The sequence below is a fragment of the Helicobacter sp. MIT 21-1697 genome (assembly GCF_026241255.1).
Taxonomy (GTDB): Bacteria; Campylobacterota; Campylobacteria; order Campylobacterales; family Helicobacteraceae; genus Helicobacter_C.
In genome coordinates this window covers 184,740-209,760 of record NZ_JAPHNC010000001.1, presented here as the reverse complement: position 1 = coordinate 209,760, position 25,021 = coordinate 184,740, and the positions used below count along the sequence as shown (strand labels likewise).

Genomic DNA, 25,021 nt, shown 5'->3' with positions numbered 1-25,021 from the left:
TTTAAATATGTAAAATGCAAAAGATATAGGAGCAAAAATGGATTTTGTAAGCGTCATTATGGGAAGCAAAAGCGATTGGAATGTGATGAGCGAGTGTATAGAAGTGCTAAAGAAGTTTGATGTAGCCTATGAAGTGATAATCAGCTCGGCTCATCGCTCACCAGAGCGCACAAAATCATATATTAAAGATGCACAATCTCGTGGTGCGCAAGTTTTCATAGGAGCAGCAGGTATGGCAGCACATTTAGCAGGAGCTATCGCCTCTCAAACTTGTAAGCCTGTAATTGGTGTGCCACTCAATGGAGGTGCATTAGATGGGCTTGATGCGCTTCTTTCAACGGTGCAAATGCCAAGCTCAATGCCTGTGGCAACAACAAGTATTGGCAAAGCTGGAGCAATTAATGCAGCATATTTAGCAATGCAAATTTTAAGCCTCAAAAACGATGAACTTGCAGGTAAATTAATAGAAGATAGAGTGATGAAAGCAAAAAAAGTAGAATTAGATTCGGCAGAGATTGAAGTGAGAATTTAAGGGGATATAATGGAAAATACAACTTGGCTTGTGCTTGAGGAATTTACCAAACTCTCTGGCTTAGACGAAACCAAAATTATGGAGCTTATCAAAGAAGGTGCTATTAAAAACAAAGAAGAAGATGGAAAAATCTTTGTAGATGCGACTTCAGGAACTTCTGCACTTGTCAAAAAAGTAGAATCTGGGCTTGTCTCCGCAGATATGAATGGTAAGGAGCTTGACCCTGTATTTGTAGAGAAAACAATTTCAACGATTCTAGGCTTACACGATAAAGTCATTGCTTCAAAAGATGAAACCATTAGTGCATTTAAAAATGAAAATTCATTTCTTAAAGACGCGCTTATCTCTATGCAAGAAGTCTATGATGATGATAAAAAGACGATGGAAACGCTACGCGCAGAGCTAGAGCGCTCACGAGAGGAAATTGAATTTATGAAACGCAAATATCGCCTTATGTGGGGAAAAGTCTCAAATATGACAGAGTCAAAATGATAGCGCAAGATAAATGTTTTGATTGTTTGCAAAAGCAAGTTGAGAATCTCTGCCTTGCATTAAAACCACATAATGCTTTAAGTATCACTCAACACATCAAAGAGAAATTGGCACAAAAAGCTACACAAACTCATACCCTTGCGCCACCTCAAATTGCCATTGAGATTTATCAATGCGTGGAACAAAATCTAGGCATAAGCGACCCTTTTATGCAAATTAAACAAGAAAGTATGGTGCGCGCTCATAACATTTGTGAGAATCTCCTCGCCTCTTATCCTGCACCTCTACTTGAACGCACCTCATCGGGAAATTTGAGCGTAGATTCTATCTACAAGCGACTTGATTGGGCGATAAGAATGGCAATTCTAGGAAATGTCATTGATTATGGCTCTCAAAGTGCTTTTGACTTTGAGAGTGCAGATTTTAATTTTGAAGAAATGATTTTTGGTGATTTTTGCCTTAATGCGTTTTGTGATAGGCTTGAGCGTGCTAAAATCCTCCTTTATCTTGCCGATAATGCGGGAGAAAATATCTTTGATGAAGTGCTTATATCCTCCCTCAAAGAGATTTATCCGCAACTTCACATATATTATGCAGTGCGTGGAAAGCCTATTATTAACGACCTTACTTTGCAGGATATGCGCCACCCTTTGGCAAAGGGCATAGAGCGTTATTGCACACTGATAGATTCTGGTGTGCGAAGTCCGGGTTTTGTGTATGCAAATGCCTGTGAAAGTGCGCAAAAACTCTATGATGAAGCCGATGTAATTCTTTGCAAGGGTATGGGCAATTTTGAATGTTTAGAATCTTACAAAGATGAACGCCTTTTTATGCTTTTTAAAGTCAAATGTGATGTTGTAGCAGACTTTTGCGGTGTACAAAAGGGCATAATGATGTTTCGTCATAATGTCAAATAAGGAGAAATATGTTAAGTTTTTCAGATATTTTATTACAATTACAAGAATTTTGGAAAAATCAAGGTTGCCTTATTGTGCAACCTTATGACATTCCTGCAGGAGCTGGGACATTCCACCCCGCAACATTGCTTAGAAGTCTTGATTCTAAGCCGTGGAATGTAGCGTATGTAGCTCCTTCGCGCCGCCCAACAGATGGGCGCTATGGCGAGAATCCTAACCGCTTAGGAAGCTATTATCAATTTCAAGTGCTTCTTAAACCTAGCCCCGATAATATACAAGAGCTTTATTTGCGTAGCCTTGAGGCTTTAGGGTTAGATTTAAAATCACACGATGTGCGTTTTGTAGAAGATAATTGGGAATCCCCCACTCTTGGTGCGTGGGGATTGGGCTGGGAAGTGTGGCTTGATGGTATGGAAGTAACTCAATTTACTTACTTCCAACAAGTAGGAGGTATCCCTTGTCGCCCTGTGGCAGTAGAAATCACTTATGGCGTAGAGCGTTTAGCGATGTATATTCAAGGTGTGGAAAATATCTTTGATATTATGTGGAATGATACCTCAAATTCTTCGCCTATGCTCTATGCCGATGTTCATTTGCAAGGCGAATATGAATTTTCCAAATACCATTTTGAGCTCGCTGATACACAAATGATTTTCTCCCTCTTTAATCTTTACACACAAGAAGTCAAACATTGCTTAGAACAAAGAGTCCCTCTTGTAGCCTATGATTATACAATGTTAGCAAGCCATTTTTTTAATATCCTTGATGCGCGCAAAGCCATATCTGTGGCTCAAAGACAAAATTATATCTTGCAAATACGCGAACTCGCCAAAGGCTGCGCCACACTCTATAAAGAAATGGAAGAAGAGAGAACTCTGCGAAGAGAAAAGATGAAAGGATAAGGATTATGATACGCCTTTTTCTAACTTTTATCTTTGCTTTTAATATACTTCACGCAGAGAATCTTGTGCGTGATTTTGCACTTTATAAACTCAATGATGGAGATAAAAGAGCCCCTACTTTGCTCCTTATGGGTGGGATTCACGGCGATGAACCCGGAGCATATTACGCTACTGATTTATTTATGCGTCATTATAAAATCACAAAAGGGAGCGTGTGGGTTGTGCCTGTTGTGAATCCTCATAGTATGTTTGCCAATGTGCGAGGACTCTATGGCGATATGAATCGCAAATTTGCTGCACTTGCTCAAAATGACCCTGACTATCAAAGTATCCAAAAAATCAAAAAACTTCTTGCCAATCCACAAATTGATATTTCAATGCATCTTCACGATGGGAGTGGGTATTGGCGTCCTACCTATGTGAATAATCTCCTTAATCCACTTCGTTGGGGAAATTGCTCAGTAATAGACCAAATAGAGCTTAAAGGTGCAAAATATGGCAACTTAGAATCTTTTGTGATTCAAATGGTAGCAGATATTAATGAGTATATCCTGCACCCTCTCCACCGATATTTTGTGCATAATACTCATACAAAATCTAAAAATGACACAGAGCAGCTTAAAGCTCTCACTTTTTTCTCACTCTCACTTGGCAAACCAGCCCTCACAAATGAAGCCAGCAAAGAACTTGACATACAAACACGCGTATATTATCATCTCCTCGCTATAGAATCTCTGCTTGGACAGCTTGGCATAGAGTTTGAACGAGATTTTGAGCTCAAACCCGCCTCTATTAAAAAACTTATCTCCACTGCGCATTTACAAGCCCACATTGAAGGACTCATCACTTTGCCCTTAGGTTCTCTACGCTCTCCCATCACTTATTTTCCGCTTCCTCAAGGCGTAGAGCCAAAACATATGAAGATTCAAAGCTCAAGCCATATACTTGGTTTGGTAAAAAACAAGCAGGGCAATATAGAGCTCAAATATGGCTCACGCACGCTTAGCACACTTTTGCCACAATGGAGTGCTTTTGATAACTCGCTTAATAGCGTAAATATGAAAATTGATGATACAATGCAAGCTGTGCGCGTGGGTTCAATGATTTATGCAAAAGAAAGTATAGAGTTTGAACCTATAAATGAGTATCGCATAAACATTATAGGCTATGTCAAGCCCAACGATACTTCACCCTTGCCCAATGAAAGTGGCATCAAAGTGTATAAAAAAGACCTTATGGCACGATATAGCCTTGATACACAAGCTCTTATTTATCGTGCCGAAATCTATCGCAAAGATGTGTTTAGCGGTATGATAACAATTTCTTTTGATAAGCCTCCGCTTGAAAATAGCGCACCTTATAAACTTATAGCCTACAAACCTGCGCCTAATTCGCCTCTTGCTCTTGCACACGCTCATACCAAAATAACACCAAGTGTGAGTATGCCACCTAAAGCCATTGCCTCCAAAGAATCTATGCCCAAAAATAAACACAACGAATCTCCCAATAAGCCTATAATCAAGCAAAATGAGCCACGAAAAACTCTCACTCACTTTGTGAAACCCTCTGTGGGTGTAAATGTGCGATTAAAACCAAGCACACAAGATTCTATAATCGCCAAACTCCCACAAGGAGCGAAAGTAGAAGTTTTAGAACAAGTGGGTAAATGGAGTAAAATTGCAAAAGATAGTAAAAATGGCATATATCAAGAGGGCTATATTAGCTCATATATGCTGAGTGATACACTTCAAAGTGCTTCACAAGAAAACACAAAAATTATAGAATCCCCACCAAAACACACATCACAAAAGCCACAAGATTCCTCTATAAAAACACCTCCTATAAATGCGCAAGTAAAAGTCAATATTGCATTTGTGCGCTTAGAACCCTCCCTCACTGCACTCATTGTCGCTAAAGCGCCTTTAGGACGAAAAATGCACATTCTATCTTTTGAGGGACAAAATGGGGAATGGGCAAAGATTCATTATATTTTTGAGGGGAAACAAGGGGTGCGCGAAATCAATGGTTATATAGCAAAACATCTCCTTAATCCCCTATAAAGGTTCTATGATGGGGTTTGAAATTACTGAAAACACATTTGTGATTTCTGATAGTCATTTTGGACACAAAGCTGTCTTAGAGCGCGAACCGAGTCGGCTTAAAAGTGCCAAAGCTTATGGATATAATGATTTTTATAAATTTCACAAAGATTTGTGGAATAAGCAAGTTGGTAAAAAAGATACACTTTTGCATTTAGGGGATTTGTATTATGAGGGGGGATTCTCTTATCTTAAAAAGCTTAATGGCACAAAAAAACTTGTGATAGGAAATAATGATATTGAGCGCTTTGAAAAGCTTAAAAATATTAAAAGCTGGAGTGTGCAAAAAGGTTTAGCACTGCAGATTCCACAAAGTAAAGAGATTCTAGCAAAACTTTACGCACAATTTGGCAAGAGTATGGTAAAAGATGATATTTACCTCAATGCCATTGTGCTAGATTGCGCAGGAGAGCGCATTATGTTTTCACATTTTCCTGTGTTTCATCGCAAAGCACACGATAGGTTTGCCAAAAGCCGAGATACACTTGATAAACTCTTTGCACTTGCGGATTGTTCGCTCAATATTCACGGACATATCCACTCACGCAACACGCAACACTCTTTTTGCTTTAATGTAAGCTGCGAACAACTAGGATTTGCTCCCAAACGCTTAGGGGAAATTCTCACCTTATGGCGACACAAAATCCACATTTAGGGGATAAATGGTATATTTTTACGCACTCATTGCCGCTGGAGTAAGAAAGAATCGCATTCCCAAATCTTTTGCCCACGCACTTAAACACTTAGAAGAGCTCAATGTCCTTGATATACAAGGTGAATATTACACACTTAAAAATGATTTAATTATAGGCAGTGTGGATATTTCGCGTAGCGGCAAAGTATTTTTAAAAAGCTTTAAGGCGCAAGAACACAATGACTTTGTGCTTGAGCGGGGACGAGTGAATCTCAAAAAGGGCGATATTATCCTTGCAAAACACGCGCGAAGCAAAGCAAGATTCATCACTCTGCTTTATTCATCAAAAACCTATGCTCTTGCTGCTCTTGTGATGAAAAAAGGCTTTATTAAAGCTATTGATATAAGTCAAAAAAATGACACGCAATCCTACATAGAGTTAAAAGTCTCGCAAAAATCGCTTAGAGCTTTGCCTCCGCACTGCGTAGTAAAGGTTGAACTCTCATCTGGCAACATCATTGAAGTGTTTGGCGTGCTTGAAGATGCGCATATTGATGAAAAAATTGCTCTTAGCCTTTACAATCGCTCATCAGCTTTTAGCCCTCAAGCACAAGCTCTAGGACTTGCCTTTGGCGATGAAGTGTATAAGGATATGTATCCCAATCGCGTGGATTTGAGCGATTTGCCTTTTTGTGTGATAGACCCACAAGATGCACGCGACCACGATGATGCAATTTACTTTGAGAGCAAAACAAAAACACTTTATGTGGCTATCGCTGATGTGAGCGAATATGTGGGTAGTGAAAGTGAGATTGATAAAGAGGCGAGGCAAAGAGGCTTTAGCATATATTTTCCACATAAAGTTGTGCCTATGCTGCCCTTTGAGCTAAGTAATGGTATTTGCTCTTTAAAAGAAAATGCCCTGCGTTTGGCAATGGTATGGAAAATAGAACTTAATAAAAACGCTCAAGTAGTCAAAAGTGAGCTTTTAGAAGCCTTTATCAAACCTCAAGCCAATGTCAGCTATGAAGTTATAGAATCTTTTTTACAAGGGCATAAAAGCACTCTGCCCAAAGAGATACAAAAATGGCTCAAAGCATATTTGCCTTATATCAAAAAATGCAAGGCTCATCGTTTGCGTAATGGCTATGAATTTGAGAGCCAAGAAATAAAACTAGAACTTGATGAATATCAACAAATACACTCGTGGCACAAGTATGAGCATACTCTAGCCCATAGTATCATTGAAGAATCTATGCTCCTTGCGAATGTCCAAAGTGCGCAAATGCTGCTCAATAACACACAAAAAGGTATTTTTAGAATCCACCCTCCACCCAAAGAAGAACGTATAAAAGAGCTTGAGTGGGAAGTAAAAAATATGGGCTTTACTTTGCCTCCTACTCGGACATTTCATCATTTGATTTATCATATCCAAGCTCAAGCCAAAGGCAAGGAGATAGCAAAGGTAATTGATGAAATGATTATCAAATCTTTTGCCAAAGCCACTTATAGTGTGGAGAATAAGGGGCATTTTGGGCTTGGATTTGAGAGCTACACGCATTTTACTTCACCCATAAGGCGGTATAGTGATTTAATCGTGCATAGAATCTTAAAGGCAGTGCTGCATAAAGACAAATCGCTGCCTTTCTTGCTTGAGGGGCTAAATGGCATTGCCCAAGAGCTCAATATCAAGCAAAAGCAAATAAGCCATATTGAGCAGGATTTTTACCAACGCAAAATGCTTCGCTACGCACAAAAGCTTTTAGAATCTCCTCAACCTCTTATCTGCACTGCACTTGTGATAGATGAAGATTCCCACGCGCTCGCCCTAGATGTTATCCCACATATCAAAATTACCCTTTGGCATTCACTTGAGAAATTTAAACTGATAAAAGTCAAAATACAAAAAGTGGATTTGCTCTGTGGCTGTACGCAAGGAGAAATAATAGAATCTACCGAGATTACTACGCATTAAAGACTTCATCTACCTCTAATACACTCAAAATCATAGAAATACAAAGATACAAAAATTGTTACTTTTTATGTTAAATTTTGATTTTATATAGAATTTTATGTTATAATTATTGACTAAGGTATATTTTATACTTTGTATGAAATATACCTTAGTTATTTTTATTTTAGGAGGTTAGAAATGAATAAAATTTTCATTTCATTGGCTTTAGTTTTGAGTTTGGGGACAGCTTCCCTTGTCGCAGCACAAGTGCAACCACAAACACAAGAAGTGCAAAAGCTTAACAAAGCCGATGCTGAATTGCTCTTTGGTAAGCAAGATGTAAATGTTGCATTGCTGAGTGATGAAGAAATGGAGGAAACTCAAGGTGAGTTTTGGATTGCCTTAGGTGCTATAAGCTCTGCTATTAGTGCTGGCAAATCAGTTTATGATTTGGGCAAAGACAAAGGCTGGTGGAAATAAACCATCTTTCTTAGGGTAGCTTACCCTAAGAAGCTAGACTAAATATATGGAGATAGAAATGAAAAAATATTTTTTCTTAGTATTATTTTGTATTTTTCACACTTCCCTATTTGCCACTCAGTGTGAGGAAAGTAGCTGCGGTTATGGTCATATTGGTATAGGTGGGCAGTATTATAACTTTGGAGGCAAAGATATAAATAGTTATGCTGGGTATCTTGCTTTGGGAGGCAAACAAGTGTTTTGGCAGAGATTGCAGATTGCATTGGGTGCGCACATAGGTGGAGGCTCAACATCAGCACAAAATACTAGTGATTTGGGCATTACAAGCAAAAATACTCTCTTTGTTTTAGATTCTTATGTAAAACTTGGAGTCAATATCGCAGGAAAAAATGCACCGCTTTTTGTAAATCTTGTAGTAGGACAAGATAGGCACGATGGACGAATAGGCAAAGGTAATGGTTTAGAGAGGCGGCTTACAATGCTAGGTGGGGATATTGATGGCTATCTACCTTTAGGCAATATGTCATATTTAGATTATGGGGCTGGATATGCTTGGGTTGGTGGTGAATATAACTTAAATAATGTCGCATTAGACATAAAGGATTATAGCTACACAATCAACGCCTACATAGGATACTCTTCCCATATCACGCAAAACACGATGTGGTATGTAAAGCTTATAGGCAAATACTTTGATTTAAAAAATGCAAGTAACGATAGCTCTACCCTCACTTATCCTGCCTCAAAAGATTTTGTCGGTATGATAGAGATAGGCTTTAAAGGTTTTGATAAATAGATACCTATTTCCCTACTTCCCTGCGAGGAAGCAATATGCTGCCTGAATTGAGTTAGGCATTGGATTCTAAATCAAAAAAGTAGATGAACCCATAAAGGTAAAATAAAAGGTTCATCTGCCCCTAATACCATCAAAATCATCAAAATACAAAGATACAAAGTTGTTACTTTATGTAAATTTTATTTTCAAACTACAATGTAAAAATTAAATTATAAAAATCTATTTTTTATAATTGCCATTGGTGCATATGCACCAAATTATTTCATTTTTATAAAATAATAAGGAGAAAATATGAGTAAAATAAAATTTTTTCTTATCCCTATTTTACTTCTTAGCCTTAGCACTTTTGCAAATGCACTCTCTTGTGAAAAAAACCATTGTTATTATGGTAATGTCGGGCTTGGAGGTGCAGGATATAGCTTTGGTGGAGAAGACATCAAAAGCTATGCTGGGTATCTCGCACTAGAGGCTAGAGGTGTTTATTATGGGCGAATGCAAGCAGTTGTAGGCTTACGCGGAGGTGGTGGAATCTCACAGGCTGAAAATGTAACAAATATCGCAGATAAAGCTTCCTTATTTATCTTTGAATATTATGCAAAGTTTGGACTTAATATCGCCACTGCACGCACTCCACTTTTTATAAATGTATTTGGCGAGAGAAATGGACATCAGGGCGCGGTTAGCTCAAAAAAAGGCTTAGATAGAGATACTATCGTGCTTGGAGCAGAGCTAGAGGGAAATATCCCTGCAAGTGATAAGCTCAATCTCACCTATGCACTTGGCTATGCGTGGGTAGGCTATGCACACTACACTATCGGTGGGCAAGAATCAAAAGTTGATGATTACAGCTATGCGATAAATGCAAGTGTAGGGTTTTCAAAGGATATAAGCCAAAATATGGCATATTATACCAAACTCATTGGCAGATACCAAAATGTAGCCCCCGCTTATATTCAAGGCGCACAGGCTTATCCGCACTCTGATAACTATGCTCTAATGCTTGAATTTGGTATTAAGGGTTTTAGTAAATAAATCCTGCTAGAATCCTTAAGATTTAAGCCTTAAGGATTCTACACAAATGTATAAATCACAGCTTGATACACTCTTAAAACAATCTGCACCCCGCGTAAGCTTTCTTTATGGCGATAGCTTTTTAATCGGATATTATGCGAAAAAAATTGAATCTGCTCTCAAAAGTGAAGAAAAAACTACCTTTTACTTTGATGAATATAATGCGATAAATATCAATACCCTGCTCTCACAAGGCTCACTTTTTGGCAGCAGCTCACTTGTTGTGCTTAAAATCAATCATAAACTCCTCAAAGCAGATATTGAAATGTTCTTGTATGCCCTCTTGCATAATGCGCATAACGCACTTATTATTGAGTATTATCAAGCTGCAAATAAATCAGATGGGGATTACACGAGAGATTGCAAAACTTGTGCAGGATATTTCAAAAATCCCAAAATGCCCAAAGATAGCATTGCGGAAGTGCGGTTTTTCCCACCAAATATAAGCGAATGTATGGGCTTTATGCGTGAGAGAAGCAAAGAATTAGGGCTTATGACTGATGATAAGATTCTCAAACATATTTTAGAAAAGCAAAACAATGACATCGCACTTTCTTTAAATGAATTAGAAAAATTTGTTATTTTCGCAGGTAAGCCCATAGAACCAAGTGATGTGAATCTACTCTGTGATGGTATAGCAAGTTTTAGCGTAGAAGAGCTTTGCTTTGCCTTAATGGACAAAAAGCCTATTGTCAAAATGCTTCATACCATTTATGAAGAGGGTATTAATGAAATAATGATGATTGGGGAGATTCAGAGATTTTTTTATCAACTCTTTTTATTTTTTGCTTTTATCAAAATTAAAGGGCGTCCCGATGCAAAGGAGATTCTAGGATTTAGCCCACCTGCTCATATTGCGGAGCGCTTATCACGCTATTGCATTCGCTTTAAAGAAACAGAATATATTGCTATTTTTGAACTGCTTTCCCAATGGCGTTACGAAGTAAGCAAAGGCAAAACCAAACAATCTATGAGTGCTTTAATAAAAATTCAAGAAATGATAAGATAGAATCTCACTCTTGCACCTTGCTCTTTTGTAACACAAAATCTTTGCTTCATAGCACTCAACAAAAGGGCGGTTACACCAAAAGGAGAAAGAATGAAATTTTACGAAACGATGTTTATCCTCAAACCCACGCTTGTAGAGGAAGAAATCAAAGCGCGGCTTGATTTTTTTAAAGAAGTCATTACCAAAAATGGTGGTGAGATTGAAACTTGCCTTGATATGGGTATGCGAAACCTTGCTTATGAGATTAAGAAAAACAAGCGTGGATACTACTTTGTCATCTACTTCAAGGCAAAACCAAGCTTAATTTTGGAGCTTGAGCGCAATTATCGCATTAATGAAGAGATTTTGCGCTTTATTGTTATCAAATATGAGAGCAAAAAAGAGCAAAAAGCGTGGCAAAGCCTCGTAAATAAGGCAAATAATAAACCAGAGCCAAAGCCCACAAAAGCCAAAAAAGAAGAAACTGCCCCAGAGGCTAAAGAACAAGCCCCGACAGAGGCTTAATGCACAAGTGAGAAGCTAGATGTATAATAAAGTGATTATCATAGGGAATCTGACACGAGATGTAGAACTCCGATATTTGCCTAGTGGAAGTGCTCTTGCTACCATTGGCTTAGCAAGCAATAGGAGATTCAAAAAGCAAGATGGTACAAATGGCGAAGAAGTCTGCTTTGTAGATGTAAAACTTTTTGGGCGCAGTGCAGAAGTGGCAAATCAATATTTGCGCAAAGGGAGCAAGATTCTCATTGAGGGACGCTTGAGCTTGGAATCTTGGACTGATCAAAGTGGAGCAAAAAAAAGCAAACACACGATTACAGCTGAAAGTATGCAAATGCTAGATTCTAAACCGAGTGGCGATGAGAGTGCTTATAATGGTGCAAATGGCTACAATGCAGGAGCGCAAAATGTCAATAATGCACCAAATTATAATCAAGCTCACTCACAATCACAAGGAAATGAGCAAGGCAATGGGAATATTGGGGCTTATCCTCAAAATATCCCCGAAATCAACATTGATGATGAAGATATACCTTTTTAATACACACAAGGAGCAATAATGGAAAAGAAAAAATACTCAAAACGATACTGCCGATACACTGAAGCAAAGCTTGAATATATTGATTACAAAGATGTAGAAATGCTCAAGCATTCACTCTCTGAACGATATAAGATTATGCCAAGACGTCTCACAGGCAATACAAAAAAATGGCAAGAACGCGTAGAAGTAGCCATTAAACGCGCGAGACATATGGCTCTTATTCCTTATATCGTAGATAGAAAAAAGGTTGTTGAGAATCCTTTTAAAATCTAACAATTTCTACGTTTGTTATAAACTTGCTGGTTACCTTTTTAGCGCAAAATAAGGCTAATAATAGAATCTGCTATAACCAAAAAATTATATCAAAGGATAGCTATGCGGGGCAATGCACTTCTTTTTGTTTTAAGCTTATGTTTTTTTGCAACTCTTGGTGTATTTTGGTGGGCTTTTGAACCACAACGCGTGAGTCAGGAAGTGCTTGATTTATTCCCACATAATGACGATAAACAAATCATTGAGGCATACAGGTATTTTTCTAGCTCTAAATATGTGCCTGTGGCGATTAAAGGATTTGATAAAAACGCACAAAAGCGTATGCAAGAGCTTACCCACAAGATTCAATCTCTGCCTTATGTTTCCTCTGTGATTGAGCAAAATGTCCCCTTAGAAAAGCAACTCTACGCCTTTTTAACACAAAATACTTCTTATATCCTCCCTCCACACGACACTTCTTTAGATTCTCACACGCAAACACACTCACAAGACACTCCCACTTCACTTGAAGCACAAAAGATTTTTGCGCCTTTGTTGCACCAACTTACAAATCACTTTACCTCCTCTAACTCACTAGATACCTCTACTCTTGCGGCAAAAGATTATGGCTTAATGGCATTGGTAGAGCTTTCAAGCCTTGAAGATAAGGCTATTAAATCCACGTTGCAAAGCTTTAAAATGCTAAAACAAGATTACCCTGATATGCGCTATTTTTCATCTGATTTTATGCGTGTAGAGAATCTAGAATTGATTTTAAATGAAGTTAATTTTCTTTTAGGCTTTGCCTCATTTGTGTTTGTGCTGCTGTATTTTGTCATTATTCGCATACCGCTTTTGACCTTTTATACTATTTGCACACTCATTCTCTCTAATGCGATTGCTATTTTGCTTACCCTTTGTATATATCCAAAAGTTACGATTATGGTATTAAGCTTTGGTATGGGCATTTCAAATATCGCTATTGATTATATGATGCACCATCACTTCTTTGGGCTTTATACACAAAGCGCAAGTTCTAGCAAAAAATCTACACACCCTCGCCCCCCTTTTAATTTCCCTGTGTTTTATGGCTATTTTACAACAATGGTGGGCTTTGGCGCGTGTTTGTTTATCCCCTTTCCTCTTTTATCGCAACTTGCCCTTTATGCGATGATTTCCTTAAGTGTAGCATATATCAACTTCGCATTCATATATCCACGCATAGGCTTTAAACCACCACGACTTTTTAACGCAATTTCAGCATTGAGAAAACCCTGTGTGCCAAGTATTATATTTTTAGGCATAGCAATAATAGGTTTTATTTACGCAAGCACACAGCTTAGACTTGATTTTGACCTCTCTAAACTTGATTATCAAAATAAGCCTATGCTTGAAGAGAGAGCGTTTTTTATGCACATTCAAGACAAACAAAGAGATGATGTGTTACTCTTTGCAGATAAAAGCGATGGGCTTATGCTCTTTGTGCGTGGGCTTATACAATCCACAGGTGTAATAACTTTTCGCCAAAGTGAGGGAGAATCACATTTAGAAAAGTATTATTATCTCGCCTCTATGTCAAAAGCCCAAATTGCTAAGGCACACGAACTTTTAGAATCTTTACAATCACTCCCCAGCGATTCTAAAAACACTATAAATCCACAAGAGCTATGGAATGCACAGGAGCAAGAAGAAATCGTGCAATCCAATGTGTGTATTGAAGCACGTTCAATACAAAGCATTATGGACAACCTAGCGGATTCTATTTATCAACCTATGCTTATCGTGCTTGGTATTGCGCTATGCCTTATGCTCTTAACTCTTGCTTTTAACACACGTAGAGCATTTTTAAGTGCAGCAAGCTTTGTGCTTTTTCCCTTGAGTATAGCTCTGTGTGTCATATCAAGCCATAGTGTGTTAAATATGATGCACCTTTTTGCTTTGCTCATTTTGGTCGTAGTAAGCGTGGATTATGGAATCTATGCCATAAAAGAAGATGATAATCCGCGCACAACTCACGCGATTGTATTTTCTGCACTTACCACAGGATTAAGCTTTGGAATTTTGATGATTTCAAACACAAAAGCTCTCAACTCTTTTGGAGAAGTCATTTTTAGTGGAATGAGCTGCATAATGTTGTTGCTTATATGCGGACGCTTTAAAGTAAAAGACAATAAGGTTGTGATAGAATCTAAACCTTAAAGAATAAGGAGATTGTATGCAAAAAAAGACTTTGGCACAAAAGATTGTGCGCGAAACACTGCGACTTTTTGGTAAATATCCTTTGCCAAGCCACAAAATGATGAGTAATGCGGAAATCGCTCAAGACAAAGCCACTTATACGCGTTTAAACAAAGATGCGCGTTTTAGGCTTGATAGCAAATGGGATTATATCTGCAAAGGGGATAAATACGCGCCCAATGGCGTTGTGGATTGTCAATATTTTATCCAAGATATGTGGGGAGCGCGTAAAGTGCTAGAGCACAAACCTGATGTGCATTATGATGTAGGCTCTAGCGTATTTGGATTTATCGCACATCTCCTTACATTCAATCAAAAAATTACTTTGCTTGATATTCGCCCAATGAATAATCAATTTAATACAAGCTTTTTAAATGAGCGGGGGGGGGGCATAACATATATTCAAAGCAACGCCACGCGTTTAGAAAATATCGCTGATGATTCTATCCAATCACTTTCTGCTTTGTGCAGCGTGGAACATTTCGGACTTGGACGATATGGAGACCCCATAGAGCCAGATGCGTGGGAAAGCGCACTCAAAGCCTTTCAAAGAGTATTACAATCTAATGGGCGACTTTATCTTAGTGTGCCTGTGGCAGATGAGGATAAGCTTTGTTTCAATGCCCACCGCATTTACAAACCCCAAACTATCATTGACGCACTAGATTCTATGCAGATTGTTCAAATGGGCTATATCAAAGATTTTGATGTCATAGAATGTATGAAATGGGAAAATAACAGCCTACACATTAATCAAAATGCACTAGATTCTATGCCAAAAGCCCATAATAGGGCTTATTACACAGGCTTATTTGAATTTATTAAAAATTAGCTTATCTGTCTTTGAGTTTGAGCTCACTGATAAGCTTCGCATAACGATTGTATTGCGTTTTCTTAAGATAAGAAAGAAGTGATTTTCTCTGCCCGACAAGTTTTAAAAGCCCCAAACGACTTGAATGATCTTTTGGATTAGCTTTTAAATGCTCTGTTAAATCTGCGATTCTTTGTGAAAGGAGTGCAATTTGCACCTCACTTGAACCTGTATCCTTGCTATCTCGTGCGAATTTAGTAATAATCTCTTTTTTCTTCGCCATATCTAAAGCCATTTTGACCTCCTTGATTGGTATAAATAAAACTCGGATTCTATCTTAAAAATCTAAAAAATACATAAAATACGCATCATTCCTCAATATAATTTTTAAGCTTTCTACCTACTTTTGGGTGCTTGAGTTTTTTAATCGCACTTGATTCTATTTGTCGCACTCTCTCACGCGTTACATTGAGTTCCTTACCAATTTCTTCTAGTGTTCTATCAGATTCATCATCAAGCAAGCCAAAACGCATACGAATCACCGCCTTTTCTCTATCATTGAGCTGTTCTAACACCTCATCAATTTGCACTTTTAAATCTTCTTTAAGGATATAATCCATAGGACCAACCGAGCTTTTATCCTCCACAAAATCTCCAAACTTACCATCATCATCGCTTCCAATAGGCGCATCAAGGCTCACAGGTTCTTTTGTGATTTTAATCACATTTTTTACTTTATCAATAGGCAACCCCACTTCTTTAGCGATAAAATCAATATCTGGCTCTTTGCCTGTTTCTTGCACGTGTTTGCGCATAATCTTGTGGATTCTATTAATCGTTTCAATCATATGGATAGGAATACGAATCGTGCGTGCTTGGTCAGCTATCGCACGAGAGATTGCCTGTCTAATCCACCAAGTCGCATAAGTTGAAAATTTAAAGCCTTTTTTGTATTCAAACTTATCCACTGCTTTCATAAGTCCAATGTTGCCCTCTTGGATTAAATCAAGGAAAGGCAAACCACGATTTGTGTAACGTTTGGCAATACTCACCACCAAGCGGAGATTGGATTTTGCCATTTTCGCCTTTGCCTTATCGGAGATAGACTTACCACGTTTGATTTGCTCTAAGATTTCTTTAAGCTTTTCTGGCTCTAAATTGAATCCCCCCTCACTTGCCTCTTTAGTTTGAAAAAGTTTCTTGAGTTCCACATACACACTTACCATTGTTGTTTCTGGCACCATTGCGGCTATCTCATCGCGGCTCATTGTTGTGATATTCGCAAGGATTTTTTGATGATTCTCAACAAGCATATCATTAAACAATGGCAATTTATATTCTAAACGTTTCAATTCGCGTTCAAAGCCATCACCACTTTTTAGAGTGTTTTCCATTGCTTTTACAAGCTCACCAATAAGCTTACTCGTAGGTCCTAAATCTAAAAGCTTTATCTTTAAAATATGCTTCTTATGTGAGAGGAGCAAAATATGAGCCAACTCGTCTTCACCCTCTGTTATGGGTGTTTCAAGCACTTTGAGCCATTCTCTTTTGGCTTTATCGAGTGCTTTGAAACTTTCCATAACCTTCTCTACACGCTTTTGGTCTTTTTTAGAATTAGATTTACGCGATGCTTCCTCATCATCAAGCATATCAAATTCTTCCTCTTCCTCCTCACTCTCCTCTTCATCATCATCAAAACTTTTAAAAAGCTCTTTAACGCGCCGCTCACGATTTATAAGGGCGTCTTTGTAATCATAAATAAAATCAATCAAATAAGGCACAGAGCAAATCGCATCAAGAATCGTATTTTCGCCTAATTCTATTTTTTTACTTAAGCTAATTTCTTCTTCTTTTGTCAAAAGTGAAATTTGCCCCATTTCACGCAAATACATACGCACAGGGCTATCACTTCTGCTCCACTCAAGTAATTCCTTATCTTTCATAAAATCAAATTCATCTTCAAGCTCTTCATTGAGCATTTTTTTCTTATCAGCTTGGCGCTTAATCTGTTCTTGAGTATTGAGCATTTTGGCAACTTCAGATGAACTCAAAAGTTGTTTTTTATATTTTTTGCTTAAGTCTTTAATTTTCTTAACTTGTGTAGTAGTAGGGGCTTTAAGGATAATTTGGGCAATTTTTTCATAAGTGATATAATCACTATCTTCTTCTTTAAAAAGACTTTCTAATTCGGCATTAACTTCTTTTGATTTTTTACTGATTTTATCGGATTTTTCTGACATAGCAATGTCCTTAAATGGGATATAACAAAATCGGCAATTTTATCTAAGACTGCATAAAAAATTTATTAATATGCAGTTCTCTATAAAGATTCTTATTTGGGATTAATTTCCTCTCTTCGTTGGAGATATTCCCAACGCGTTTCAACATCTTTTTGAAATTGCTTAATGATATGCTCATTTTCAGGTTTAAAAAGATGTTTAAAACGTCCTTGCGCACCCAAATAATCGCGCACTGGGATAACATTACGCGGACGATAAGTAATGTGCAACTCCACACCATTAATAATTTCAAATAATGGAAATACAAGAGAATCCACAGCTAAATCACTAATTTCAACGGTTTTGTTAGATTCAAATCGCCATTCTGTCGTGCAAGCACTCATTGCATTGATAAATGTCGGACCCTCTGTATCAATAGCGCGTTTAATCTTTTTATTCATATCTTTCCATTTATTTGGAGCGACTTGGGCAACATAAGGAGCGTGATGAGCTGCCATAATAAAAAGTAAATCTTTTTTGCGCTCCTTTTTTCCATAGCTTGCGCTTCCTGCAGGAGTTGTAGAAGTGCTAGAACCTAGCGGGGTAGAGCCGCTTCTCTGCCCACCTGTATTTGCATACACTTCGTTATCAAGACAAATATAAGTCATATCGTGTCCGCGCTCAAAACACCCGCTAATCCATTGGAATCCAATGTCATAAGTTGCACCATCTCCGCCAAATGCAACAAATTTAGGTTTTTCACCTGTGTATCTACCTTTGCGTGCAAGAGCTTTATACATAGCCTCTGCACCAGCCACAGCAGTAGAACCATTTTCAAACCCAATATGTATCCAAGGCACGTCCCAGCTTGTATGTGGATATACTGCACTTGAAACCTCAAGACAACCTGTGGAATTTCCCAAAATAATAGGTCCATCAACCGCACTTAATACCTCGCGCACAATCATTCCGTGAGCGCAACCCGGACAAAGCAAATGCGCACCCTCAAATTTCTTTGATGATTTTTGAAACTCTTTGAGATTTTTAACTTCTTTTACCATCATATTCTCCTTAAAAAAAGCTCATTTTAGGTCCGCGAAGCCCTAACATTTGTTGAACTGGGTGTGTAAGCTTACCAGCTTTTGCATTGGCATCAAGCTCACCAAAAATACTCTCTAAATGTGCCTGCGTCAAATCGCGTCCGCCAAGTCCATAGATATAATTTGACATTACAGGGTGTGCTCCAGCAGATAAAGCCGCAGCTGAAAATTCGTTAAAGAGCATACCAAGCGCACCAGCGGGAAGACTTCTATCAAGGCACGCCACAGCTTTAAGAGATTTGAGTGCCTCTCCTAATTGTTTAAAAGGAAATGGACGCAAAGTCCGAATCGAAAGCACTCCTGCTTTGATTCCTTTCTCTTTGCGCACTTTTTGAGCAGCCACACGAGCAGATTCTACGCTTGTGCCAAGTGCAACAATCGCCACCTCTGCATCTTCGCGCATATAAGTCTCAACAAGATTATATGCGCGCCCCGAAACCTTTGCAAAAGATTCAAACACTTCCTCTATCACTGCTGCTGAATCCATAATGCCCTTATGGAGTTGTGCTTTATGTTCAAAATGCCAATCCTCCTCTGTTTGCGCTCCATAAGTGATAGGATTAGCAAAATCAAGCATAGGATTATGTGAAATATAATCGCCAATAAATTTATATGCCTCCTCATCGGTAAATGGACGCACTGATTGAGCAGTGTGAGAGCAAATAAAACCATCTTGATTCACAATCACAGGCACTCTTACGCGTTTATCTTCAGCAATTTTAAAAGCCATAAGGTTAAAATCATATGCTTCTTGGGGATTATAAGTAGCAAGATTTATCCAACCTGTATCACGACTAAGATACATATCAGAATGATCCCCATTCACATTGAGCGGCGCGGCAAGTGCGCGATTGACAAGATTCAAAACGATAGGCAAACGCATACCAGAAGCCTGATAAAGCACCTCTACCATAAGTGCAAAACCTTGAGAGCTTGTCGCAGTTGCTACTCTTCCTCCAGCTGCAGCAGCACCTACACACGCACTCATAGCAGCGTGTTCAGATTCTACCATTACAAACTCACCATCAATATAGCCATTACTCACAAAATTTCCATAGTTTTGCACAATCGGAGTTGAAGGCGTAATAGGATAAGCAGCTACCACATCAATTTGTGCTTGACGCAATGCTTGAGAGGCTGCCATATTCCCGTCCCACACCTCAATTGTTCGTAATTCCATTGTTTTAGCCATTCTTTCCTCCTCTATGCATTCTGGGGTTTTTTGGATTCTTTAGCTGGCCACTCTTTGAGGACTTGCTCATTATCCTTATGGTCATTAAACATAAGCAATGATTTAGGATTTGTAGGACATACATCTACACATACACCACAACCTTTGCAATGCACATAATCCACTCCCGCAAGTTTCTCATCTTTTGTAAGGATTGCTGCATCAGGACAAAATACCCAACAATTAAAACAATTAATGCAAATCTCACTATTATGCACAGGCTTTTCTACACGCCAATGAGCCACACTATCGGTAAAAGAACTATCCCCACTATATGTTCTTTCATATTTATACAGCTCTTTTCTTCCATCTACGCCTTTTTTGAAAGGAAAAAGCACAGAGCCGATTTCAAATTTATCCCAATCTTTTAACTTATCCATAATCTCTCCTTTGTCTTATTTGACTTCCTCATAAGCTCGTCTAATTGCCACCTTATTTGCCTCAATAACTTGTGGTGGAAGCTTTTTGCCAAGCACTTTAGAAAAAGATTCTAAAAAGAAATCAATCTCAAGCATACCTGAAACTTTCATTAATGCCCCAAGCATAGGCGCATTAGGCACAGATTTACCAATCGCATCAATGGAGATTTGAATACAATCAAGCGTATAAATCTCTTTGCTTGCAAGTTCGGGCTTTTTCTCAATTAACTCTTCTTTGCTTAAACGCGTTGTGATAATGTATTTCGTAGAGGGCTTATCATACAAGCAAATGTTGGTAATAAACACTAAACCCGGGTCAATAACCAAAATATAATCCGGATTCATAAATTTCTCGTGATTGAGGATAGGTTGGGAATCTATCCTATTATACGCTGTCATTGAAGCACCACGTTTTGCTGAACCATAAAACGCAAAAGCTTGCACTTCCTTGCCTGTCCCTGCAATTACATCAGCAAGACCTTTTGCGCCTGTTACAGCACCTTGCCCAGCACGAGAATGCCACCTGATTTCTAGCATTTTTTCTCCTTTATTGTGTTGGTTTCTTAAGTGCGGATTTTAGCACAGCAATTCTTAGATTTTGTATAATTTTGAAACAATTTTAATAAAAGCCTTTCTTTAAATAGGTAGATTCTACACACTTTAGTAAAAAATTTTTTACTAACTACAAAGATAGTTTTTATTATAATTGAAGTTTAGGTATAGAATTTTGTGTTAAAAATCTTTTATCTTTTCTTTATAGTTCCTCATCGCTAATAGTTATACCTTGAGATTCTTAAGGCTTCTTTTAGTTTTTGGCGAATGAAGGTAAATTCTTTTTCTAAATGATGCCCATTTCCTTGTATAACAACTCTTTGATATTCTTTTGGTAAAAAACGAGTTCTCTTTGGTTTTTTCAGATTTAATAGCATCTATCACTTTTATGCTTAAGCCAAATATCATATAATACGATTTTAGTTTGATTGAAAGGGAGCAATATGCAATCTCACGCTCATTTAGGCAAAAAGCGTATTTTTTCAGGTATCCAGCCCACAGGCAATATTCATCTTGGCAATTATCTTGGCGCAGTGAGACATTGGGTAGATTCTCAAGAGCAATATGAAAATATTTTTTGCGTGGTTAATTCTCACGCCATTACAATACAACAAAATCCACAAGAACTACAAAACAAAACTTATGAACTTGCAGGCATTCTCCTTGCTTGTGGAATTGATACCAAAAAATCACATCTTTTTATCCAAAGCCAAATTGATGAGCACGCCGCGTTAGCGTGGATTTTAGATTGTAATATCCCTATGGGCGATATGAGTCGTATGACGCAGTTTAAGGACAAATCAAATAAAAATCCAAAAAATATTAATGTCGGCTTATTCAACTACCCCGCGCTTATGGCTGCAGATATTTTACTCTATCAAACTGATTTTGTGCCTGTGGGTCAAGACCAAAAACAGCATTTGGAACTCACGCGTGATGTGGCTTTGCGCTTTAATCGTGATTATGGGGAATGCTTCACTCTCCCTGAACCTATGATACCTCAAGTTGGTGCGCGTGTAATGGGACTTGACAATCCAGAATCCAAGATGAGCAAATCCGCTCAAGGCGAAAACCACGCGATATTCTTGCTTGATTCTCCTGATGTCATTATACGCAAATGCAAGAGGGCAGTTACAGATTCTCAAAGCAACATTATCTTTGATGAATCTCGTGCAGGGTTGTATAATCTGCTGTGCATTTATGAGATTTTCACACAAAAAAGTCGCCAAGATATAGAATCTGAATTTGTAGGCAAAGGCTATGGACATCTCAAAACTGCTCTTGCTGAAGTGATTATAGAATCTCTGCGTCCTATCCAACAATCCTATGCCAAAATCAGCCAAGATAAAGCCTATATCCAAAGTGTGCTTGATAAAAGTGCGGATTCTATCCGCCCTATCGCAAAAGCCACTTATGAGAATGCAAAAAGATTAGTCGGGCTTGTATGAGGATTTTTGTTTATTTCCTCTGCTCCCTATGCTTCATAAGCTGCTCACAAGAAAACAAGGGGGATTTAGAAGCAGCATTACACGATAGAGATTCCACCCAAAATCTAGCACAAAAGCCCTTGTAATCAAAAAACAATCCGCAATTAGAAAAAGCTTTTTTTGCTGCCATTACGCAATCAAAAAATTTGCAGGAAGTCAAAGCAATAATAAAGCAGGGGGTGAATCTCCACGCATTAGATTCCTCAAATGTATGCGCTGTGGGGAGAGCAGCGTGGGCTGGGAGTGAGGAGATTTTAGCCTATTTGCTTTCACTTGGACTAAGCCCCGATGGCGAAGAGGGGCAGTCGTGGTCTCCACTTTTAATTGCTAAAGATTTTAATAGTGCAAAAATCCTCATAGAATCTGGGGCAAATATCAATCAAAGTAATGGTGATTTAACGCCTGTTGAGCGGTATTTTAAGCATTTGCCCTATATGCTTTCAAAAGGAGCAGATATTCATCTTATGGGTGAAGCAAATGCGCTTTTTCTTGCTGCAAATGATGAGCGAACTTTTGCCCTTGTTAAAAATCTCTTGCCCATTGAGCAATACCAAGAAGCCTATAATGACGCACTCTTTTTGCTTTTGCGAGGAGGAGAGGAGTATCCTCTTAATCGCAATTATTGGCTTGAAAGTGCTAGAGAATCTCTACTCCAAAGCGAAGAGAGGCTAAAAAATGCGGGAGCAACAATTACACCACTTTTAGAACAATTTGCGTATCAATATAATCCCGCACAAGCAGACATTGAGATATTAGATTTTAACATTATAGATTTGGAAGATTCGCCAGCGCACGAAAATCTTAACCTTTATAATCCACCTTGTGATTTTCAAACACAAAACTTCAGCAAAAAGGATATAGCGTATTTCTTTACCAATGCAGATGTGCAAAGCAGGGTGGGAGATTATCAAATGCTTGTGAATATATTTCCCTGCCACATTCAAGGCACGCTTAGAGCCTATGGGGAAGTATGGGATTTTGACTTATCCTATGATGGCAGGGCACATTGGTATAGTCCAAAGGGTAAAAGACGCAATGATATGGCATTTAAAACAAATTTTTTCTGTGATAAGCCCAAATGTAAGCCTTGTATCATAGACCAACACGATGAATATAGCTCTTTAAGTAATGAAGCATTAGCAAAACTTGCGAAAACAAAAAGTTGCAGGGCAAGAGATGAGCTAGAATATCGCAAAGTAAATTCCAATTAGCGCAAATTTATAGAATCTTTAAAAATCAAAATGAATTTGCATTGAAAAACTTTGATATTTGTTGAAGCGATATTCACTTATGCTATAATCCACACATTAAGATTCTATCAAGGCATTTTAAGGAGCATTTATGAGTAGAGTAAGCATAGACAAACAAGCAGTAGCAGAATTTTTTAGATTCTGTGATGAGAATGAAGTAGAATTTATTGATTTCCGATTTAGTGATATTAAAGGCGTATGGCATCATTTGAGCTTTTCGCGCAGTGCGATTAATGAAGAAAGTTTTGAGGGCATACCTTTTGATGGTAGCTCTATCCCTGCGTGGCAGCCCGTAGATAAATCTGATATGATGCTTATCCCTGAACCTGTGCGATACTTCATTGACCCATTTACTGCTGATACAACTGCGGTAGTATTTTGTGATATTTGGGATATTTATAGAAATGAGCCTTATGAGAAATGTCCGCGCTGTATTGTCAAACGCGCGATGAAATATCTTAAAGAAAGTGGTATTGGCGATGTCGCCTATTATGGACCTGAAAATGAGTTTTTTATTTTTGATTCTATTAAGATTAAAGATTCTGTAAATTGCCAATATTATGAGATAGATTCTGAAGAGGGCGAATGGAATCGTGCGCGTGAGTTTGAAGGTGGTGTGAATATGGGACATCGTCCGGGCACAAAGGGTGGGTATTTCCCTGTGCCACCTGTGGATTCTATGGTGGATTTACGCGCTGAAATCGTTAAAGTGCTTAATCAAGTGGGATTAGAAACTTTTGTGCTTCATCACGAAGTCGCACAAGGGCAAAATGAAATTGGCGTAAAATTTGGCGATATGCTAGAGGCGGCAGATAATGTGCAAAAGCTCAAATATGTCGTCAAAATGGTAGCTCATCTCAATGGAAAAACTGCAACCTTTATGCCAAAGCCTCTTTATGGAGATAATGGTAGCGGAATGCACGTGCATATCAGCATTTGGAAAGATGGGCATAATCTCTTTGCAGGGAATGCCTATCAAGGTCTAAGCGAAATGGCTCTGCATTTCTTAGGCGGTGTGCTTAAACACGCTAGAGCCTTAGCTGCCTTTACAAATCCTAGCACAAACTCATATAAGCGCCTCATTCCGGGCTTTGAAGCACCAAGTATCCTCACTTATTCTGCACAAAATCGCTCTGCAAGTATCAGAATCCCCTACAATAGCGGCGAAAAAGCAAAACGAATGGAATTTAGATTCCCCGATAGTTCGGCAAATCCGTATCTTGCATTTGCAAGCCTCTTGCTTGCAGGCATTGATGGGATTAAAAACAAAATTAATCCGGGTAAGCCTATGGAAATCAATCTTTTTGAGCTTACTTTAGATGAAATTCGTGAAAAAGGCATTAAACAACTACCGCATACTTTACGCCACGCGATTGAGGAAATGCTTGTGGATAAGGCATATCTTAAAGAAGGTGATGTCTTTAGCGAGGAATTTATCCAAACTTATAAGGCATATAAGTTTGAAACAGAAATTTGGCCTTGGGAAGCGCGCCCTCACCCCTTTGAGTTCCTCACTACTTATAGCTGCTAAAAAAGG

General features: G+C 38.4%; 25 protein-coding genes. 19 read left to right on the top strand and 6 right to left on the bottom strand.

Going from position 1 to position 25,021, the window contains the following annotated elements; all coding sequences use genetic code 11:
• The first annotated feature begins 37 nt into the window (after positions 1 to 37).
• From purE to OQH61_RS00980, 16 genes are all read left to right on the top strand, one after another.
• Positions 38 to 532 (top strand): 5-(carboxyamino)imidazole ribonucleotide mutase, encoded by a 495-nt coding sequence (gene purE / locus OQH61_RS01055; protein WP_011115370.1) that lies wholly within the window; start codon positions 38 to 40, stop codon positions 530 to 532.
• A gap of 9 nt (positions 533 to 541) precedes the next feature.
• Positions 542 to 1,024, top strand: a complete 483-nt coding sequence (locus OQH61_RS01050; protein ID WP_266025380.1) for a DUF3972 domain-containing protein — start codon at positions 542 to 544, stop codon at positions 1,022 to 1,024.
• The gene (locus OQH61_RS01045) at positions 1,021 to 1,941 is read left to right on the top strand and encodes a damage-control phosphatase ARMT1 family protein (RefSeq protein ID WP_266025379.1); all 921 of its coding nucleotides are present in this window, start codon (positions 1,021 to 1,023) and stop codon (positions 1,939 to 1,941) included. Before OQH61_RS01050 ends, OQH61_RS01045 begins: the two co-directional genes overlap by 4 nt.
• An 8-nt stretch (positions 1,942 to 1,949) precedes the next feature.
• A complete protein-coding gene (gene glyQ / locus OQH61_RS01040) occupies positions 1,950 to 2,843 on the top strand; it encodes a glycine--tRNA ligase subunit alpha (RefSeq protein WP_266025378.1) in 894 nt (297 codons plus the stop codon).
• Positions 2,844 to 2,848: 5 nt separating this feature from the next.
• Positions 2,849 to 4,903 (top strand): M99 family carboxypeptidase catalytic domain-containing protein, encoded by a 2,055-nt coding sequence (locus OQH61_RS01035; protein WP_266025377.1) that lies wholly within the window; start codon positions 2,849 to 2,851, stop codon positions 4,901 to 4,903.
• 10 nt (positions 4,904 to 4,913) lie between these two features.
• The gene (locus tag OQH61_RS01030) at positions 4,914 to 5,597 is read left to right on the top strand and encodes a metallophosphoesterase (RefSeq protein WP_266025376.1); all 684 of its coding nucleotides are present in this window, start codon (positions 4,914 to 4,916) and stop codon (positions 5,595 to 5,597) included.
• 7 nt (positions 5,598 to 5,604) lie between these two features.
• Positions 5,605 to 7,551, top strand: a complete 1,947-nt coding sequence (locus OQH61_RS01025) for an RNB domain-containing ribonuclease (protein ID WP_266025375.1) — start codon at positions 5,605 to 5,607, stop codon at positions 7,549 to 7,551.
• Positions 7,552 to 7,728: 177 nt separating this feature from the next.
• Positions 7,729 to 8,010 carry a hypothetical protein gene (locus OQH61_RS01020; protein WP_266025374.1) on the top strand — a complete coding sequence of 94 codons (282 nt, stop codon included), beginning with the start codon at positions 7,729 to 7,731 and terminating at the stop codon, positions 8,008 to 8,010.
• Between the two features lie 58 nt (positions 8,011 to 8,068).
• Entirely contained in the window at positions 8,069 to 8,806 is a 738-nt protein-coding gene (locus OQH61_RS01015) for a hypothetical protein (RefSeq protein ID WP_266025373.1), read from the top strand.
• 291 nt (positions 8,807 to 9,097) lie between these two features.
• Entirely contained in the window at positions 9,098 to 9,838 is a 741-nt protein-coding gene (locus tag OQH61_RS01010) for a hypothetical protein (RefSeq protein WP_266025372.1), read from the top strand.
• A 46-nt stretch (positions 9,839 to 9,884) separates the two neighbouring features.
• Positions 9,885 to 10,886 (top strand): DNA polymerase III subunit delta, encoded by a 1,002-nt coding sequence (gene holA, locus OQH61_RS01005; RefSeq protein WP_266025371.1) that lies wholly within the window; start codon positions 9,885 to 9,887, stop codon positions 10,884 to 10,886.
• A 90-nt stretch (positions 10,887 to 10,976) separates the two neighbouring features.
• Positions 10,977 to 11,390, top strand: coding sequence for a 30S ribosomal protein S6 (gene rpsF / locus OQH61_RS01000; protein WP_266025370.1), 414 nt, complete (start codon positions 10,977 to 10,979; stop codon positions 11,388 to 11,390).
• Positions 11,391 to 11,409: 19 nt separating this feature from the next.
• Entirely contained in the window at positions 11,410 to 11,925 is a 516-nt protein-coding gene (locus tag OQH61_RS00995; protein ID WP_266025369.1) for a single-stranded DNA-binding protein, read from the top strand.
• 18 nt (positions 11,926 to 11,943) lie between these two features.
• Entirely contained in the window at positions 11,944 to 12,198 is a 255-nt protein-coding gene (rpsR, locus tag OQH61_RS00990) for a 30S ribosomal protein S18 (RefSeq protein ID WP_266025368.1), read from the top strand.
• A gap of 102 nt (positions 12,199 to 12,300) precedes the next feature.
• Complete coding sequence (locus OQH61_RS00985) at positions 12,301 to 14,376, top strand: hypothetical protein (RefSeq protein ID WP_266025367.1); 2,076 nt, start codon at positions 12,301 to 12,303, stop codon at positions 14,374 to 14,376.
• 16 nt (positions 14,377 to 14,392) lie between these two features.
• A complete protein-coding gene (locus tag OQH61_RS00980; RefSeq protein WP_266025366.1) occupies positions 14,393 to 15,247 on the top strand; it encodes a DUF268 domain-containing protein in 855 nt (284 codons plus the stop codon).
• A gap of 1 nt (position 15,248) precedes the next feature.
• Here OQH61_RS00980 and rpsO read toward each other — a convergent pair whose 3' ends face one another.
• The 6 genes from rpsO to OQH61_RS00950 form a co-directional block, all read right to left on the bottom strand.
• Positions 15,249 to 15,521: a 30S ribosomal protein S15 gene (rpsO, locus tag OQH61_RS00975; protein ID WP_266025365.1), complete on the bottom strand. Its 273-nt coding sequence runs from the start codon at positions 15,519 to 15,521 to the stop codon at positions 15,249 to 15,251.
• 73 nt (positions 15,522 to 15,594) lie between these two features.
• A complete protein-coding gene (gene rpoD, locus OQH61_RS00970) occupies positions 15,595 to 17,466 on the bottom strand; it encodes an RNA polymerase sigma factor RpoD (protein WP_266025364.1) in 1,872 nt (623 codons plus the stop codon).
• A 92-nt stretch (positions 17,467 to 17,558) separates the two neighbouring features.
• On the bottom strand, positions 17,559 to 18,506 hold the full coding sequence (locus OQH61_RS00965) for a thiamine pyrophosphate-dependent enzyme (protein ID WP_266025363.1): 948 nt from the start codon (positions 18,504 to 18,506) through the stop codon (positions 17,559 to 17,561).
• A gap of 10 nt (positions 18,507 to 18,516) precedes the next feature.
• Positions 18,517 to 19,737, bottom strand: coding sequence for a 2-oxoacid:ferredoxin oxidoreductase subunit alpha (locus tag OQH61_RS00960; protein ID WP_266025362.1), 1,221 nt, complete (start codon positions 19,735 to 19,737; stop codon positions 18,517 to 18,519).
• A gap of 11 nt (positions 19,738 to 19,748) precedes the next feature.
• Positions 19,749 to 20,156: a 4Fe-4S dicluster domain-containing protein gene (locus OQH61_RS00955; protein ID WP_266025361.1), complete on the bottom strand. Its 408-nt coding sequence runs from the start codon at positions 20,154 to 20,156 to the stop codon at positions 19,749 to 19,751.
• 15 nt (positions 20,157 to 20,171) lie between these two features.
• On the bottom strand, positions 20,172 to 20,732 hold the full coding sequence (locus OQH61_RS00950) for a pyruvate flavodoxin oxidoreductase subunit gamma (RefSeq protein WP_266025360.1): 561 nt from the start codon (positions 20,730 to 20,732) through the stop codon (positions 20,172 to 20,174).
• A gap of 458 nt (positions 20,733 to 21,190) precedes the next feature.
• On the opposite strand from OQH61_RS00950, the gene trpS reads away from it, so the two are divergent.
• From trpS to glnA, 3 genes are all read left to right on the top strand, one after another.
• On the top strand, positions 21,191 to 22,195 hold the full coding sequence (gene trpS / locus OQH61_RS00945) for a tryptophan--tRNA ligase (protein WP_266025359.1): 1,005 nt from the start codon (positions 21,191 to 21,193) through the stop codon (positions 22,193 to 22,195).
• 218 nt (positions 22,196 to 22,413) lie between these two features.
• On the top strand, positions 22,414 to 23,445 hold the full coding sequence (locus OQH61_RS00940; protein WP_266025358.1) for a hypothetical protein: 1,032 nt from the start codon (positions 22,414 to 22,416) through the stop codon (positions 23,443 to 23,445).
• Positions 23,446 to 23,575: 130 nt separating this feature from the next.
• Positions 23,576 to 25,015, top strand: a complete 1,440-nt coding sequence (gene glnA, locus OQH61_RS00935) for a type I glutamate--ammonia ligase (RefSeq protein WP_266025357.1) — start codon at positions 23,576 to 23,578, stop codon at positions 25,013 to 25,015.
• The last annotated feature ends 6 nt before the right edge of the window (positions 25,016 to 25,021 follow it).

Bases quoted from the DNA above. Each gene is read 5' to 3' on its own strand.
- purE (WP_011115370.1), top strand. From the start codon at position 38: ATGGATTTTGTAAGCGTCATTATGGGAAGCAAAAGCGATTGGAATGTG.
- OQH61_RS01050 (WP_266025380.1), top strand. From the start codon at position 542: ATGGAAAATACAACTTGGCTTGTGCTTGAGGAATTTACCAAACTCTCT.
- OQH61_RS01045 (WP_266025379.1), top strand. From the start codon at position 1,021: ATGATAGCGCAAGATAAATGTTTTGATTGTTTGCAAAAGCAAGTTGAG.
- glyQ (WP_266025378.1), top strand. From the start codon at position 1,950: ATGTTAAGTTTTTCAGATATTTTATTACAATTACAAGAATTTTGGAAA.
- OQH61_RS01035 (WP_266025377.1), top strand. From the start codon at position 2,849: ATGATACGCCTTTTTCTAACTTTTATCTTTGCTTTTAATATACTTCAC.
- OQH61_RS01030 (WP_266025376.1), top strand. From the start codon at position 4,914: ATGGGGTTTGAAATTACTGAAAACACATTTGTGATTTCTGATAGTCAT.
- OQH61_RS01025 (WP_266025375.1), top strand. From the start codon at position 5,605: ATGGTATATTTTTACGCACTCATTGCCGCTGGAGTAAGAAAGAATCGC.
- OQH61_RS01020 (WP_266025374.1), top strand. From the start codon at position 7,729: ATGAATAAAATTTTCATTTCATTGGCTTTAGTTTTGAGTTTGGGGACA.
- OQH61_RS01015 (WP_266025373.1), top strand. From the start codon at position 8,069: ATGAAAAAATATTTTTTCTTAGTATTATTTTGTATTTTTCACACTTCC.
- OQH61_RS01010 (WP_266025372.1), top strand. From the start codon at position 9,098: ATGAGTAAAATAAAATTTTTTCTTATCCCTATTTTACTTCTTAGCCTT.
- holA (WP_266025371.1), top strand. From the start codon at position 9,885: ATGTATAAATCACAGCTTGATACACTCTTAAAACAATCTGCACCCCGC.
- rpsF (WP_266025370.1), top strand. From the start codon at position 10,977: ATGAAATTTTACGAAACGATGTTTATCCTCAAACCCACGCTTGTAGAG.
- OQH61_RS00995 (WP_266025369.1), top strand. From the start codon at position 11,410: ATGTATAATAAAGTGATTATCATAGGGAATCTGACACGAGATGTAGAA.
- rpsR (WP_266025368.1), top strand. From the start codon at position 11,944: ATGGAAAAGAAAAAATACTCAAAACGATACTGCCGATACACTGAAGCA.
- OQH61_RS00985 (WP_266025367.1), top strand. From the start codon at position 12,301: ATGCGGGGCAATGCACTTCTTTTTGTTTTAAGCTTATGTTTTTTTGCA.
- OQH61_RS00980 (WP_266025366.1), top strand. From the start codon at position 14,393: ATGCAAAAAAAGACTTTGGCACAAAAGATTGTGCGCGAAACACTGCGA.
- rpsO (WP_266025365.1), bottom strand. From the start codon at position 15,521: ATGGCTTTAGATATGGCGAAGAAAAAAGAGATTATTACTAAATTCGCA.
- rpoD (WP_266025364.1), bottom strand. From the start codon at position 17,466: ATGTCAGAAAAATCCGATAAAATCAGTAAAAAATCAAAAGAAGTTAAT.
- OQH61_RS00965 (WP_266025363.1), bottom strand. From the start codon at position 18,506: ATGGTAAAAGAAGTTAAAAATCTCAAAGAGTTTCAAAAATCATCAAAG.
- OQH61_RS00960 (WP_266025362.1), bottom strand. From the start codon at position 19,737: ATGGCTAAAACAATGGAATTACGAACAATTGAGGTGTGGGACGGGAAT.
- OQH61_RS00955 (WP_266025361.1), bottom strand. From the start codon at position 20,156: ATGGATAAGTTAAAAGATTGGGATAAATTTGAAATCGGCTCTGTGCTT.
- OQH61_RS00950 (WP_266025360.1), bottom strand. From the start codon at position 20,732: ATGCTAGAAATCAGGTGGCATTCTCGTGCTGGGCAAGGTGCTGTAACA.
- trpS (WP_266025359.1), top strand. From the start codon at position 21,191: ATGCAATCTCACGCTCATTTAGGCAAAAAGCGTATTTTTTCAGGTATC.
- glnA (WP_266025357.1), top strand. From the start codon at position 23,576: ATGAGTAGAGTAAGCATAGACAAACAAGCAGTAGCAGAATTTTTTAGA.